Source organism: Streptomyces kronopolitis, assembly GCF_014646275.1.
Taxonomy (GTDB): domain Bacteria; phylum Actinomycetota; class Actinomycetes; order Streptomycetales; family Streptomycetaceae; genus Streptomyces; species Streptomyces kronopolitis.
The window spans coordinates 1-14,626 of the sequence record NZ_BMND01000015.1 but is presented as its reverse complement, the minus strand read 5'-3'; the positions used below and the strand labels follow the sequence as shown (position 1 = coordinate 14,626).

Annotated in this window: 15 protein-coding genes; 6 read left to right on the top strand and 9 right to left on the bottom strand. The window is 69.2% G+C overall.

The window, feature by feature from the left end; genetic code table 11:
• The first annotated feature begins 161 nt into the window (after nt 1-161).
• On the top strand, nt 162-932 hold the full coding sequence (locus IEY78_RS17680) for a thioesterase II family protein (protein ID WP_229700020.1): 771 nt from the start codon (nt 162-164) through the stop codon (nt 930-932).
• Between the two features lie 306 nt (nt 933-1,238).
• Here the strand turns inward: IEY78_RS17680 and IEY78_RS17675 are convergent, their stop codons facing one another.
• The gene (locus tag IEY78_RS17675) at nt 1,239-2,072 is read right to left on the bottom strand and encodes a PIG-L family deacetylase (protein WP_189099359.1); all 834 of its coding nucleotides are present in this window, start codon (nt 2,070-2,072) and stop codon (nt 1,239-1,241) included.
• Between the two features lie 439 nt (nt 2,073-2,511).
• On the opposite strand from IEY78_RS17675, the gene IEY78_RS17670 reads away from it, so the two are divergent.
• On the top strand, nt 2,512-2,703 hold the full coding sequence (locus tag IEY78_RS17670) for a hypothetical protein (RefSeq protein WP_308426920.1): 192 nt from the start codon (nt 2,512-2,514) through the stop codon (nt 2,701-2,703).
• Here the strand turns inward: IEY78_RS17670 and IEY78_RS17665 are convergent.
• On the bottom strand, nt 2,700-3,191 hold the full coding sequence (locus tag IEY78_RS17665; protein ID WP_189099357.1) for a MarR family winged helix-turn-helix transcriptional regulator: 492 nt from the start codon (nt 3,189-3,191) through the stop codon (nt 2,700-2,702). The two genes, IEY78_RS17670 and IEY78_RS17665, sit on opposite strands and share 4 nt — an antisense overlap.
• 253 nt (nt 3,192-3,444) lie before the next feature.
• Nucleotides 3,445-3,858, bottom strand: coding sequence for a DUF4345 domain-containing protein (locus IEY78_RS17660; protein WP_189099355.1), 414 nt, complete (start codon nt 3,856-3,858; stop codon nt 3,445-3,447).
• Between the two features lie 87 nt (nt 3,859-3,945).
• Between IEY78_RS17660 and IEY78_RS17655 the strand changes: the two genes are divergently transcribed.
• Both IEY78_RS17655 and IEY78_RS17650 read left to right on the top strand, forming a co-directional pair.
• On the top strand, nt 3,946-4,545 hold the full coding sequence (locus tag IEY78_RS17655) for a TetR/AcrR family transcriptional regulator (RefSeq protein ID WP_189099353.1): 600 nt from the start codon (nt 3,946-3,948) through the stop codon (nt 4,543-4,545).
• A gap of 254 nt (nt 4,546-4,799) precedes the next feature.
• Nucleotides 4,800-5,240 carry a VOC family protein gene (locus IEY78_RS17650; protein WP_189099351.1) on the top strand — a complete coding sequence of 147 codons (441 nt, stop codon included), beginning with the start codon at nt 4,800-4,802 and terminating at the stop codon, nt 5,238-5,240.
• 427 nt (nt 5,241-5,667) lie between these two features.
• On the opposite strand, the gene IEY78_RS17645 is transcribed toward IEY78_RS17650, so the two are convergent.
• The 5 genes from IEY78_RS17645 to IEY78_RS17625 all read right to left on the bottom strand — a co-directional run bounded on the left by IEY78_RS17645 (nt 5,668) and on the right by IEY78_RS17625 (nt 9,948).
• Entirely contained in the window at nt 5,668-7,248 is a 1,581-nt protein-coding gene (locus tag IEY78_RS17645) for an FAD-dependent monooxygenase (protein ID WP_229700019.1), read from the bottom strand.
• Between the two features lie 180 nt (nt 7,249-7,428).
• Nucleotides 7,429-8,040, bottom strand: a complete 612-nt coding sequence (locus tag IEY78_RS17640; protein WP_189099349.1) for a hypothetical protein — start codon at nt 8,038-8,040, stop codon at nt 7,429-7,431.
• A 63-nt stretch (nt 8,041-8,103) separates the two neighbouring features.
• Nucleotides 8,104-8,313, bottom strand: a complete 210-nt coding sequence (locus IEY78_RS17635) for a zinc-binding dehydrogenase (protein ID WP_229700018.1) — start codon at nt 8,311-8,313, stop codon at nt 8,104-8,106.
• A 129-nt stretch (nt 8,314-8,442) separates the two neighbouring features.
• Nucleotides 8,443-9,087 carry an NADPH-dependent F420 reductase gene (locus IEY78_RS17630; RefSeq protein ID WP_189099347.1) on the bottom strand — a complete coding sequence of 215 codons (645 nt, stop codon included), beginning with the start codon at nt 9,085-9,087 and terminating at the stop codon, nt 8,443-8,445.
• Nucleotides 9,088-9,135: 48 nt separating this feature from the next.
• Nucleotides 9,136-9,948 carry an inositol monophosphatase family protein gene (locus IEY78_RS17625; RefSeq protein WP_189099344.1) on the bottom strand — a complete coding sequence of 271 codons (813 nt, stop codon included), beginning with the start codon at nt 9,946-9,948 and terminating at the stop codon, nt 9,136-9,138.
• Nucleotides 9,949-10,063: 115 nt separating this feature from the next.
• On the opposite strand from IEY78_RS17625, the gene IEY78_RS17620 reads away from it, so the two are divergent.
• Complete coding sequence (locus IEY78_RS17620) at nt 10,064-11,008, top strand: LysR family transcriptional regulator (protein WP_189099343.1); 945 nt, start codon at nt 10,064-10,066, stop codon at nt 11,006-11,008.
• Nucleotides 11,009-11,207: 199 nt separating this feature from the next.
• On the opposite strand, the gene IEY78_RS17615 is transcribed toward IEY78_RS17620, so the two are convergent.
• Nucleotides 11,208-13,724: a helicase associated domain-containing protein gene (locus IEY78_RS17615; protein WP_444544920.1), complete on the bottom strand. Its 2,517-nt coding sequence runs from the start codon at nt 13,722-13,724 to the stop codon at nt 11,208-11,210.
• A gap of 180 nt (nt 13,725-13,904) precedes the next feature.
• On the opposite strand from IEY78_RS17615, the gene IEY78_RS17610 reads away from it, so the two are divergent.
• Nucleotides 13,905-14,360, top strand: a complete 456-nt coding sequence (locus IEY78_RS17610; RefSeq protein WP_229700017.1) for a hypothetical protein — start codon at nt 13,905-13,907, stop codon at nt 14,358-14,360.
• The last annotated feature ends 266 nt before the right edge of the window (nt 14,361-14,626 follow it).

The following is a 14,626-nucleotide window of genomic DNA, read 5'->3' as shown; positions in this document are numbered from 1 at the left end:
CACCGGTCCGCAGCGGCAGGACAATCCCCTAACCACCCCCTATCGCCCCTGACTTGAAAAACCCCACCAGGCGCGGGGTTGAATCGACGGTAGGCGACTGCGATTCTCTGGATACTTCGCGCAGGGCGCAAGTTCACCACAGCAGCGGTAGGGGTAATGAGTTGAGTTCAAAAACAGTCACCGAGTCGGACCGATGGATCCGCAGCTATCTACCGGGTCCCGCCGAGGCACTTCATCTCGTCCACTTTCCCCATGCAGGTGGTTCCGCCAGCTATTACCGGCCCTTCTGTACTTCCCTCTCGGACCGGTTCAACGCGCTCGCCCTGCAGTATCCGGGCCGCCAGGACCGGCGCGACGAGCCGTGCGTCACCGATCTGCACGTCCTGGCGGATCTCCTGTTCGACCGCCTGCGGCACCTCGCGGACCGCCCGCTGGCGTTCTTCGGCCACAGCATGGGGGCGCTCCTGGCGTTCGAGGTGACACGAAGGTTCGAGCGGGAACTCGACACCTCACCGGTGGCGCTCTTCCTGTCCGGGCGCCGCGCACCGTCCCGCCACCGGGACGAGAACGTCGACCTGAGCAGCGACGACAGCCTGCTCGCCGAGATCCGGGAGCTGAGCGGCACCGACCCCCGGCTGCTGGGAGACGACGAGATGCTCAAGATGATCATGGAGCCGCTGCGCGCCGACTACCGGGCCCTGGGTGACTACCACTTCACGCCCGACCCGCCCGTCCGCTGCCCGGTCACCGTTCTCACCGGCGCCGACGACCCCCGCACCTCCCGCGACGAGGCAGCCGCCTGGCAGGACCACACCACCGGCACCTTCGCACTGCGGGTATTCCCCGGCGGCCACTTCTTCCTCAGCGAAGACGTCCCCGCCGTCACCGACTACGTCGCCGAGCGACTCGCCGACATCCCGTCGCCCGACTGAGAGCCCGCGCCCGGGCCGGGGAAGACCACGACGCGACGCGCGGGCGGGCGGCCCTCCTCGCGCTCGGTCGGAGCCTGGAAGAGCAGCTCCGCGCCGCGCCGGTCGAGTGCCAGACGGCAGCCCGCGACCACCTGCACGTTTGCCGGGTGGTCGCGGGCTGCCGGGGTGGATCCCGCGTGGACGAGCCTCCGGGTGCGTGACGCCCACGATCGTGCGGTGCGGCTGCTGACCTTTCCCAGGCCCAGGTCAAGGGACCGGCCCAGGTCGACGGTTCTGGTCAGCGCAGCAGTCCATCAGGCGGTCGGATCAGCGCAATCCGGCGAAGAGATCGTTCTCGGGTTCGGCCCCGCCGGTGGCCCCCTGGACACGTACGAACGTCTCCATGCCCATCAACTCGCCGAACCTCTCCTTGCCCATCTTGAGAAAGAAGATGTTCTCGCCCTGGCTGGCGTGTGCGGCCAGCGCGTCGAACTTCTGACCGCTGAATGCGGTGGTGTCCACCCACGTGGTGATCTCATCATCGGGGAGGCCGATCTCGGCCATCGCGGCGGCCTCGGCAGGATCCGGCTCCGGCATGTCCTCATGGAACTCGCGCATGATCTCCCCGAACCGCTGCATCATCGAACGGGGCATCGTCGTCCAGTACACCTTCGGCGTCAGCTCGGTCATCTCCACCGCCGCCATCGTGATGCGGTGGGCCTGGATGTGGTCGGGGTGCCCGTAGAAGCCGTTCTCGTCATAGGTGACGACCACATCGGGACGGTAGTGCCGCATGAGTTCCGCGAGCCGGGCGGCGCCTTCCTCCACGGGCGTCTGCCAGAAAGAACCAGGGGCGTCGTTGCTCGGCCAACCCATCATCCCGGAGTCGGCGTAGTCCAACGTTTCCAGGTTGCTGATCTTCAGGGCCTCACAGCTCGCCTCCAGTTCCTGACGCCGCATCCGGGCGACGGCCGCCGGATCGTGCCCGGGGTCGCCCGGCTTTGTCCCGTTCGGTCCGTCACCGCATCCGCCGTCGGTACACGTCACGAGAACCGTGCGGACGCCCTCCGCCGCGTACCGCGCGAGGATCCCTCCGGTTCCGGTGGCCTCGTCGTCGGGGTGGGCGTGCACTGCCATGAGCGTCAAGGGCCGGTCTGTCATGAACAAGTCCTCCTGCGGAAAAACATCCTGGTCTGAGCGCGCGGCGGGTGTACCGCGCCCCCGGGGGCCCGGACCCTGTCGGGTCGGATGGTCTTGCTCTCACCGTGCGACGCCGGTCCCTCGATCGATGCAACAGCGCCGGACGGACAGCGATTCCCAGAGGACACAACCGCGCACCCGGACCAGAAGAAGCAGCCGCCGAACACCGCTCCGAGCCCCCGCCCGCATGCCGCCCGGTCGTAAGCCCTCTCAACCACACCACCACCCGGCCAGAGATAACGGGCGAGATTTGGTGGTCGTAGGCGGTCAGTCCACGCATGGCTGGCTGGCCGTGCCTGCGCCTGGCTCCCCTCATGAGCCCTTTCGGAGTCGATCATCGAGGGACCAGGACGCGCCCTACCGGCGGACCGCCGAGCTCACCTCAGACTTCGATTCGGTCATGCCCAAGACGCCGGCCACCGCAGCCGTCGACCGCCTCCTGCGCCACGCCCACATCGTCCTCACCGAAGGCTCCAGCCTGCGGCTGACCCAGGCCACCACCGGCCAGAGTGACGTCCCGCTGAACCAGCCGGGTGAGAACGTGTCTCCGCTGACCGGTTCGCCGGCCGGCCAACAGGCAGAACCTGGCTAGGAGGTCTCGTCGCCCTCAAGGTTGGTGATCACCCTGCGCAGCACCTTGAGCGCGGCCACGTACTCTTCGTCGCTGATGCCCTCATGGGCCACGCCCCGCAGTTCGGTCACCAGCTCGCGCAGCCGCACCCTCGCAGCTTCCCCGGCGTCGGTGAGCTGCAGGCGCTGCCCGGCGTCGGCCCGGAGCCACCCGCGGTGGAACAGCTGGTCGATGACACGAGCGATCTCGTGCGGCCCGTCCGCGAGGGACGTCAGCTGGATGACGACCTCCTCGCGGCTCGGCGCCGCTGGCCCACCATTCACCCGGTTAAGCACCCAGTACTGCGGCTGTGTGACGTCGATCCTGGCCATGGCGTCACGCAGCTGCCGGGTGACGGCCGCATGGGCGAGGCCGCTCCAGTATCCGATGGGCTGAGTGGCCAGCATGTCGTCGGTGGCGGCCGGGTCAGCCGGCGCCTGGTCGGTGGTGGTGCCAGTCAGCAGACTCATGATCGCGACGCTATATCCCCCGGACAGTCCGCTGTCCGTTGACGCAACAATCATCCTGTGTACACGACCACGCTTTAAGTGGACCAGAGCCGGTTTTCAGGTTTTGGCTCAATTTCTGGTGTGCGCGCTGCGCGGCAGGGTGGGCACACACCAGCCCCCGGTGCGGAACGTCGCCAAGACGGCTGAGCAGCTCCAGAGTGTGCACGGGTCGCCGTCGGCATCCTTCGGCCGGCCCGGGTTCAGTGTTGATTGTTCATCGTCCGGTGGGTGCGGTCTCCGCCCCGTCCCGCAGGGCGTGTTCTTCCGCGCTGGCCAGCCGGAAGAATACGGGTGGCAGGCCGAGTTCGATCACCGTCAGCGCGATCTGGAACCAGTGCGGCGGGCCGTGCACGGCGAGCGAGATCAGCCGGCCCGCCCCGCCCAGCAGGAAGACGCCGGCCAGCCATCGCACCGCGGATGCCGGGATGGGCCGCTGGCGGGCGGTCCAGAGCCAAGCCAGTCCGTAGCCGGCGAAGCTGGCCCCCATGAACCGGCCCCAGCTGTCGACCGTCGTGCCGGCCGCACTGGCGCCGGGGATCGCCGCGTTGCCGAGTATCAGATGAATTGCACCGATCACGACGCAGGACCAGCCCATGAGCTGGGCGAGCGTCCGAAGAGCCCTTGTCATGATCCCTCCACGTCCAACAAGATTTAGTTGACATGTGTCTACTAGATTGAATGCACTAGTAGACACATGTCAAGTAGTCTGGGTGTCGTGCCTCCCCGCCAGCGACTGAGCCCGACCGACCGCCGCGCCCAACTCCTCACCGTCGCGGCGCGGCTCTTCGCCGCACGCCCGTACGACGACGTGCTGATGGAGGACGTCGCCAAAGAGGCCGGCGTCTCCCGGGCCCTGCTCTACCGCCACTTCCCCAGCAAGCACGCCCTCTTCGCCGCCGTCTACCAGCAAGCGGCGGACCAACTGCTCGCCGACACCCGCCTTGACCCCACCGACTCCCTGAGGGACCAGCTCATCCAGGGCATGGACATCCACCTCGACTACTTCACGACCCACCGCAACGCCGTCCTCGCCGCGAACCGGGTTCTCGCGGGCGACCCGGTGATCCAGTCGATCATGACGAAGGAACTGGACGCGCTCCGTATGCGGCTGCTGGGGGTGCTTCGCCTCGCCGGCGACAACATCCGCGAGGCCGTGTCCGCGGTCCTGAAGAGTTGGTTGGTTTTCGTTCAGGTCTTGTGCGTGGATTGGCTCAGCCAGGAAACCTGCACGCGCACCCAGCTCCGCGATGCCTGCGTCGGCGCACTGCTCGGCGCCCTCACACCCCTGCTCCCCGACCCCGCGCCCAGCGAGTAGCCGCCACAGCACCCCGACACCCACCGGGTACTGTCTCCTCGACCGGCGCCGGGCCCGGACGAGAACGCTCCCTGAGGCGAGCGCGGCCTGGCAGGCGTCCGCGGAGCCGTAGGTAGGCCGTCGAGGCGCAGCACGCAACGACACCGACCTCCCGGATAACGACACCGACCTCCCGGGTGTCGAGAAGGCGGCACCGGCTCCGTCCCACGGGTACCGGTAGCCGGAGTGGACTGCGCGACCAGAAGGAGCACCTCATGGCGATTGAGCGGATGGACAATGTAGGCATCGTCGTCGACGACCTGGCGGCCGCCGTCGCCTTCTTCACCGACCTCGGCATGGAGCTGGAAGGCGAAGCGCAAATCGAGGGAGATTGCGCGGACCGGATGGTCGGCCTGGAGGGGGTGCGCAGCGCCATCGCGATGATGCGCACCCCGGACGGCCACGGAAAGCTGGAGCTGACACAGTTCCACGCCCCCGCCGCGATCACCGCCGGACCGACCGACCCGCCCCCCAACACCCTGGGCCTGCACCGAGTCATGTTCGCCGTCGACGATATCGACGACACCCTCACCCGCCTGCGCCCGCATGGCGCCGAACTCCTCGGCGAGGTCGCGCAGTACGAGGACATCTACCGCCTCTGCAACCTCCGCGGCCCCTCGGGAATCATCGTCGCCCTGGCCGAACGGATCGACTAGCTCCCCCGCAGCTCGACGCCGGCGGCCGGTCCGCGCTGCGCCGCACTTGCCGACGCGGTGCCGCCCCGGCCGTCGGTTCAGTGGTCGCTGGATGCATTCCAGTCGACCCAGTCGACTGGGTCGACGAGTTGGACGATGACGCCATTGGGTCGGTGACTTTCACCGCCGGGGTTGTCCCGGCGGTGGCGTTTGCACTGGTCACTGGCCCGCAGGGTGCCGGGAGCCGTAACACCGGCGGAGGGGGTGACGGCGATGCGTAGCGGCGGGTGCGGTAGGCGGCCGGTGAGCACTCCGGGCGGCTGCTGGCCGGGGCTGGGGTGTGGGTGGCTGCCACACCGGGTGGGTGCGGGTGGCCGTCACACCGTGTGGGTGCGGCGGCCGTTGGTGGTATCGGCTGGTGGTTCGAGTCGGTCAGCAGAGCGGTGGATCAGCCCGGTGTCACCGCGCCCTCGGGCACTCCGAACCATTCCTCCAGCGCCTCCGCCAGCCCGGCCGTCGACGTTGACGTCGACGTCGGCGTCGGCGCGTGCGCCCCCGCGTCGGCTGCCCAGGCCGTGAAGCCGTCGGGGCGGACGAGGGCCGCTGCCAGTTCCGGGTGGGAGGGGCAGCCGGCTGTCAGGGTGTCGATGCGGCCGGCGTACCCGGCAGTGAGGGCTCGGAGTTCGGGGTCGTTGGTGAGGTCGAGCAGGAGCGCGCGGCCGCCGTGGAGGTGGTCTGCGAGGCGGCTGCCGTCGGTGAGTTCGAGGTCCGGGGTGCTGCGGCCGGTCAGGGGGTGCTCGTCCGGCAGCTCGTAGCGCACTGCGGCGCTGTTGAGGCGGGCGGTGAGGTATGTGGTGCCCGCGGCCGTCTGCGCCAGGTGGCTGACGATTTCGCGCAGGGCCCGGGACTGCGGGTCGGGGCGCATGGCCGCGACCTGGGAGCGGGTCCAGTCGAGGATGCCGGCGCCGATGGGGTGCCGTTCGGTGGTGTAGGTGTCCAGCAGTCCTTCCGGGGCCCGGCCGCTGATCACTGCGGCGAGCTTCCAGCCGAGGTTCATCGCGTCCCCGATACCCAGGCTCAGCCCCTGGCTGCCGAACGCGGAGTGCACGTGCGCCGCGTCGCCCGCCAGCAGCACCCGGCCTTTGCGGTACTCGGTGACCTGACGGGCGTGGTCGGTGAAGCGGGTCGCGGTCCGCACCCCGGTGATCGTGACGTCCACGCCGCAGACGCGGCGCAGCCTCGCCTGGAGGTCGTCGGTGGTGACCGGCGCGTCCCGGTCGGCCGGCGGGCCGTCGAACTCCACCGTGACGATGCGGCCCGGCATCGGCCCGTGGGCGTAGACCCCGGTGTCCGTGGCGGTCCAGCCGACCGTCAGGTCCTCGGCGCCGGTCATCTCCACGACCGCCTGGTGACAGGTGATCTCCGGGTCCGTGCCGGGGAATGCGAACCCCGCGAGCTTGCGGACCGTGCTGCGGCCGCCGTCGCAGCCCACGAGCCAGCCTGCGCGCAGGGGCCCGTGGCTGGTCCGCACCGTGACGGCCTCGTCGTCCGCGTCGAAGCCGGTCAGCTCCACTCCCCGACGCACGTCGACGCCGAGCTCGTCGGCCCGCCCGCCGAGCAGCCGCTCGATGTCCTGCTGCGCCACGAAGGCGATCTCGGCGGCGGGTCCGGCGTCGCCGAGGCCCGGCTCCCTGCGGTCGACCAGGTCGGCGCGCAGCATGATTCCGGCGAAGTGCCCGACGATCCCGAGCCCTTGGCCCGCGGCAACGCCTCCGTCCCCGCCGTTCCGTTCGCGCATGAATGCCTGGAAGCGGTCCATCGCCTGCCGCTGCACCTCGGCCAGCGCGGGCAGCATGCCCCGGCGGTAGAGCGCCTCGGCGCCGGGCGTGGTGATCGCCCCACCCTTGATCGTCGGGTCCACCTCGGTGAGGCGCTCCAGGACAGCCACCCGCGCGCCTCCCAGCCGCAGCTCGCAGGCCAGCATCAGTCCGACCGGGCCGCCTCCGGCCACCACTACGTCATAGTCCATGGCGCCGACTATGACCGAGGGCCGAGAAGGCCAAAAAAGCGCCGCAGCGTCAAGGACCAACCCCGCGAGGAGGGACGCGAAGCGGGCCCTCCGCGCTCCTCCTCGGCTACCTCACCCGCCTCCGCCGGTGTCCCGGCCGGTCCTCGATCGGCTCGATCCGACGAGGGGGCGCGCCGTGCTTCAGGGTGTGCTCTTGTATGCCCCGCCCCGGAAGTACAGGGCCCGATAGGGCTGGGGGCGGTCGCCGCGCTCATGTGCGGCGTCGGATCGGTCGGCGGGAGCTGATCGGTTGGCCAGAGCGCGGAGCGTCTCCAGGCCGGTCAGGACGTCCGAGCGGTTGTCGGCCCTGTTCATCCATCGCGGCAGTCGCGTGAGCATCGCCCTCATCGGACTCGCCCCGTGCTCGCGCAAGGTGGCACCGACATAGGCCGACAGTTCGTCGACGTGCTCTTCGTTGTAGGCCCACAGGACCTGGCCGACACATCGGGTCTGCAGCCACAGCGGCCTTCGGAAGAACGGGTCCTCTGTGCCGCCCGGAGTCGCTGCGACCAGCCCGTCCTCCCGCACTTGCGGCTCCCAATCGGCGACGGCCCCACATCCTCGGCAGGCCAGGCGACGTGGCACAAACAGCAGCTCATAGAGGTACTTGCGCTCAGGCAGGCCAGGCCGGGGAAGGATGAGTGCACAGCCGCCACATCGAGGACAGACCACAAGGATGCGGCCGGTGAACTGTGCCAGCCATCCTCCCCGGTCATAGTGACGAACGGGACCGCTGCTCGGCTCAGGAGCCATGACGCACACCCTCGCAGGTACAGCCAGGAACAGTCATCAAACGCCACTCCACCTCGTGCCGGTTCATAGTGCGATCACGATTTTGCCGTGAACGTGCCTCTCGGCTTGCCTCGTCACGGCTTCGCGGAGCTGCTCGAGCGGGTAGGCCGCCGCGATCGGCACCGTGATCTCGCCGGAATGGATTGCGTCGGCGATCCGTTCCAGGGCGCCCGGACTCGCATCGAGGGCGCCCGCCCTGCGCACACCGGGCGGCGGGGCGGGGCCGTCGGCCACGACGGAGATCCGCTCGGGCGCCACGCCGAGCTCGAGCGCGGTCTGGGCCGCCTCCCTTCGCCCGTGCCTGCGCCCAGCTGCCTCGCACGTGCCCGTTCCTGGTGTGGGTCCGAACCCGGTCGTGACGGCTCAGCGGGCGAGGGAGACGGCGAAGGGTTTGAGGCCGTGTCGGCGCAGGAGGTGGGGGACGATGAGGATCATGGCTTCGGTGGCGCGGGCTGTGGTGATGCCGCCGAGGTCTTCGATCCATGCGGGCTGCCAGCCCAGGTCGCCGAGGAGGCCGGTGACGGTCTGCTTTGCGTTGTGGTCGTCGCCGGAGAGGTAGGCGGTGGGTGGGGTGGTCAGGGTTTCGGGGGCGGTCATGACCATGAACAGCATGGTGTTGAGGGTCTTGACCACACGAGTGTCGGGGAGGGCGGTCTGGAGTTGCTCGGCGAGGCTGCTGCCCGGGTAGCACAGGTCGCCGGGCAGGCCGTCGTCGGTGTCGCGGGTGGCGTTGGAGACATCGACGAGGATTTTCCCGGTCAGCTCGGTGCGCAGGTCTGCCAGGCGGTCCAGGGAGGTGTCGCCGGGGGTCGCGTTGAGGACGATGTCCGCGGTGCGGGCGGTGGCGCGCTGGTCGGCGAGGGCGATCTGCGGGGCGATGCGGGTGGCGAGGGCTTGGGTGTCGTGCGGGTTGCGGACGCCGAGGGTGACGCGGTGTCCGGCCGCGGAGAGCTTGCCGGCGAGGTTGGCGCCGACGCGGCCGGCGCCCAGGATGCCGATGCTGGTCACGAGGTAATGCTCCTTGCGGTATCGGATGGGTAGAGCGGAGGTGCCCGGTCAGTTGACGGTCGACAGGACCTTCAGAGTGGCGGTGTGGAGGCCGGGGGCGGCGGCCAGGAAGCCCGGGCTGCCCGTGTGCCAGGCCTCGCCCGCCAGGTCCGTGACGGTGCCTCCGGCCTCGGAGACCAGCAGCGCGCCGGCGACCAGGCCGGAGCGGACGTCGGAGAACTGCCAGAAGGCGTCCATGCGTCCGGCGGCGACGTGGATGAGCTGCATCGTGGCCGGCACGGACACACGCACCACCAGACCGTTGATGAGCAGGGCGGTGACCGAGTCGCCGATCCGCCGGAAGGTGCGCTCGTCCTCGCCGGGCCTGGCTTGCCCGGTGCCGACCAGCGCGGCCCCCAGGTCGGTCTTGGCGGACACCTTCAAGACCCGGCCGTTGAGGCGGGCACCGCCACCGGTGACGGCGGTGTACGTGTCACCGGTCAACGGCAGGTGGACAACGGTGAGCACCGGCCGGTTGTCACGCACCAGCGTGGCGGTCACAGCCCAGTCCTCCATGCCGTGCACGTGGTTGATGTTGCCCTCGGCCGGATCGACGACCCACCACTCACCCGACGGGAGCACACCGCCGGCCAACTCGTCCTCGGCCCACCGCGATCCGGGCCTAACCCGCAGCAGCGGCTCACGCAGCACGCCCAGCACCGCGTCGTCGTTCGCGTGGATCTCAGCGACGACCTCATCCAGACTCACCCCCCGGGCATGCGAGGTGTGACGGTCGCGCAGCGTACGGCCGGCGGCCTTCACCACGGCCATCACCTCGGACAGGAGCGTCGTGTCGGCGGCGAAAAGCATGGCTGTGCTCATGGCGGACTCCCCGGATTCGATGTGTGCGGGCGGCTCGACTCCCGCCTGCACTTCGAAGGTAGAACCCCCAACACTTAACAACAAGTGCATGCTTGTCACTTGTAGCGTTACCGCCATGCAACTGGACTTGAACCTGCTCACCGCCCTGGACGCCCTACTGGAAGAAGGCAGCGTCGCCGGCGCCGCAGCCCGCCTCCACGTCACCGCACCCGCAATGAGCCGCACCCTGAGCCGCATCCGCAAAGCCACCGGCGACCAAATCCTGGTCCGCACCGGCCGCAACATGACCCCCACCACCCGCGCCCAGACCATGCACGCCCAAGTCCACACCCTCGTACAACAAGCCCACCAACTCCTCACCACACAACAAGAACTCGACCTCACAACCCTGGACCGAATATTCACCCTGCGCTGGCACGACGCCCTCACCACCGCCTGCGCCACCACCCTGATCACCGCCATCCACCACCACGCCCCCAGCGTCCAACTACGCCTGACCGCCGAACCCGGCACAGACGACGCCGAACTGCGCCGCGGCGAGGTCGACCTCGAATCCAGCACCAGCACCCCCACACTCCCCGACATCCGCCACCACCTCATCGGCAAGGACCAACTCGTCGTCGCCGTCCGACCAGACCACCCCCTCACCCAAGGCCCACTGACCCTCGAGCGCTACGCAGCCGCCGAACACCTCACCGTCTCGCGACGCGGAAGCCTCCACGACCCCATCGACAACGCCCTCACCACCCACGGCCTCGAACGACACGTCGTCGCCACCGGACCCACCACCACCTTCGCACTCCAACTCGCCCTCAACACCGACCTCGTCACCACCCTCCCCAACGCCACCACCCGCACAACCCGCGAACACCTCGGCCTGACCACCCTGCCCCCACCACTCCCACTCCCCGACATCCCCCTCTACCTGCTCTGGCACCAGCGCTACGACGACGACCGCGCCCACACCTGGCTACGAAACCTCGCCACCCAAACCATCCAGACACTCTTCACCCCACCAACCACCCCACAACAACCCCCCACCCACCACACCGGACAGTGACAGACACACCCGGCGAAAGGCCCACCCAGCTGACTCCCACTCTCGCGAACCTCACCTACTCGCGCGAGCATGCAACCTCAATCACACGCCAAAACGACATCGCACACCGCACACAAAGCCACGACCTCCATCTCGGCTCTGTGGGCACTCAGCAGGTAGCTGATCGCAGGCGCGACGGCTGCGGTGACGACGCTGCCCATCACGACCACCGCATCCCGATCGCGGACAGCTCCTCGACCCGCTCCGGCGACAGCGCCGCGGCCCTGCTGCGCTGGTTGCTGACCCACGCCCCGAGCCGGAGCTCCCGCTCCTCACTGCCGCCGCCGTTCCCGCCACCGCCGACGACGATCCGTTCGACGTGTTTCCTCGGTACCCCCAGGTGCCCTTCACGCTCAAAGAACTGGCGGGCGGCGGCGAGATACATGGCCCACTTCTGTGCCTGGCTGGTGCGCGGTGCGGGCTTCTCGTCCTCGCCGGCGGGCTCGATCCCAAGAACCTGCTGACACATCCACCGCTGTACCGCGGTGAGCTTCTCCCAGCCCAGCCTCACCGACGTCACCCACCGTCCGAGGTCCTCGCCCTGGCGTACGACATCCCCCGCAGTGGTGGGCAGCGCTCCACCGGCATCCAGGTGCTGCCGTACGAGATGGAAGCACCGCTGCCAGGCCACCGGCCAGGCCGGACACCACGACGCATCGATGTCCTCCAACTGCTCACGCCGCTCATCCGACAGCGCCCCCGCCGACGACTCCACCGCCAGCCCCTGGGCACGCCGCTGCTCGACCTCCACGGCCTTCCTCGCTGCGGCCCGCGCATTCTTCAACCAGACTCCCACCGCCGCACCCTCGTAGATGGCATCAAGGGGGGCCAGGAGGTGCCCGTGTTCGGCCGCCCACCCACGTGCCGCGGCGAGCCCCTCCTCCCAGGCGACGTCAAAGTGCGACCACACCATGCCCAGCGTGTCCAGCTGCGCGACGCGACCCTCGCCCATGTCACCGCGGGCGTGAAAGCGTCGGGCATCGGCGATCCACTGCCCAAGCGGGAAGCCCGCGAGCGAGGCCGGCCACCCCTCGGCCTCAGCATCGTCCCCGGCCGGCACGCGGTAGGTGAACGGCACCCGCAGACCGCCGTGCTCGCGGGCGTAGAGGACGGCGGCTTCCACCCCGCGCCGCCAGTGCTCATGCTCCGGGTTGAGCACCCGCAGATTGACGAACGCCGCCAAGGCGGCCGCATCCCGCGGCGTCGAAAATTTCAGCAGCGCCCTCGCCGGACCAGAGACCCCCTCGACCCCGCCCCCACCCACGCCCCACCCCACGCCCTCCGCGCCTTTCTGGGCAGGCTTGTAGCGGCTGGGGGCCTGCTGCTCGGCCAACGCCTCCACCACCCGTGCGTCGTGCGCCCGCAGCGCCTCCAGCAGCTTCGCCAACCCCCCGAACGCCTTCGAGGACAGCATGCTGTCCGCCGTCTCACCAGGCCCCAGCAGCACCGGCACCACCAGACTGGCGACCTTGCCCTCACCCGGCTGCATCCGCAACGCCCGCCCCACCGCCTGCACCAGGTCCGGCATCGAGCCACGAACATCCGCCCAGTACACCGAGTCACAGCACTTGGTGTCGACGCCTTCCCCGAGCACCTTCACCGACCCCAGGTAGCCCTTGTCCACCACCGTGCCATCCGCAGCGGCCCCGTCGGCGAACTCGCCCAGCACACGGCGCCGGTGCAGCGGCTTATGCTCCCCGCACAACCAGTCCGCCCACACCACCTCCGGATACAACTCCGGAGCACTGTCGTGCAGCTGCGCGGCCACGCCCGGCAACCCGGCCGCGAAAGCCTCAGCCTCCCTCGTCAGGTGATGGAACACCAGCGTGCGCCGGAAGCCCTCCTGCGCCGACGCCTTCACCAGAGCGGTCTGGAGGGCGGCGAGCCGCGCCCCACGCACCTCATCCGACCGGCCCTCGACACCCAGGAGCTGCGCGGCCTGGAACCGCGTGTCCGTCACGTCCACGCACACCACCTGGTAGGGAGCGCAAATCCCCCTGTCAATGGCGGCCGAGAGCGTCAAAGTGAAGCAGCGACTGCCGAAGGGCGAGCCAGGATCGTCTTCCATACTCGCCACCAACTCACCGGGCGCACCCTCCTGGCCCGCCTCGCCGCCGAGCTGCCACAGCCGCGGAGTGGCCGTCATGTACAGCCGACGCAGAGACGGGATCCTCTCGTTGTCGTGGACGACCGCCCACGGCTTCCCGAGCCGACCCGAGGTCCGGTGCGCCTCGTCGACCACGATCAGGTCCCAGCCCGAAAGGCCGGCGGCATGCGCCCGCTCCAACGTGCCCAACCCCAGCGAGGCATAGGTGGCGAACACCGTGACCCTGCCCAGACCCCGCGTCCACCCGACCAGCTCATCCACATTCGTGGTGCTGGGGAAACCCGCCTCGTCCCCACGCAGAGACGAAACCCCGATCATCGGCCCCGTACGACCCCCCTCACGCCACACGGACCCGGTCTGGGCCAGCAGGTCCAGCGAAGGCACCAACACCAGCACACGGCCCGCGTGGAGCTCTTCCGCACTGCGCACAGCGACCAGGCTCTTGCCGGAACCAGTCGCCATGACCACCTGCGTACGGAGCCCACGCGAAGGCCCCCGCGCACCCGCAGGCAATTCGAGCGCGCGCAGGACCGCGTCCACGGCCTCCCGCTGATGAGCCCGCAGCTCCATCCTCGCCATACAACGACCCCTTCAATTCCGGATGACCTACCTTGCGACAAGGCCGCCCGTTCCGTGGTGGGCTCCACTCACTCCATAACTTATCCGCACCCAAAAATGAAGCACACCACCTCGGAACCCGGAGCACCTCCGACACACACCCACTAACATCACCCGATGCAATGGGGATCATTGACAAGCACGGCACCGGGAGCAGCGATCGGCACCCTGGCAACACTCACCACTGACCTCTCCAGAGCCAAACGCACCCGCCAGCACAACGAGCACAACACCCGACGCCAGCTCTGCGCCGACTACCTCGCCGCCCTGGCACGCACCAGGAACAACCTCCGCCTCGCAGCACGCTCCGCCCACACCCCACCCGAGGAACGAGCCCGCAAAGCCATCGAAGCCTTCAAGGAAGGCAACGCCTACGAACTGCGCTACCAGCTAGCCCTCATCGCTCCGACACCCGTCATTGAAGCGTCCACCGCAGCCTTCCGGGCACTAAGAGACCTCCGAGACCTGGTCGAGGAGGGGGCACTCCACACCGACCCCAGCTACCTCGACCTCAGGGACCACTGGGAAGAGCGCTTCGCCGAACTCCGCACCGCCATGCGCAGCACCCTCGACACCACCCAACCCTGACCGCCTAGCCAGCCGCCCGCGCCAGCGGGCCAGCCTGGAGGCGAAGCCGAAAGGCACAAAGGAGCGAAGCGACTGAACCGCGAAGCGCACTCAGATACCAAGCGAAGCGCGGGATCTGACGGCTCGAAGGGCCGGCTCGTGGCGAAGCCACGAGCAACTGGGGTGCGCAGCACCCCAGTCCCGACCCGCGGAGCGGGTCGGGACACCGAGCGAAGCGAGGTGTCCCGCTTGCACAGCGCGCAGCGCTGTGGGACCCGCTCCGCGGG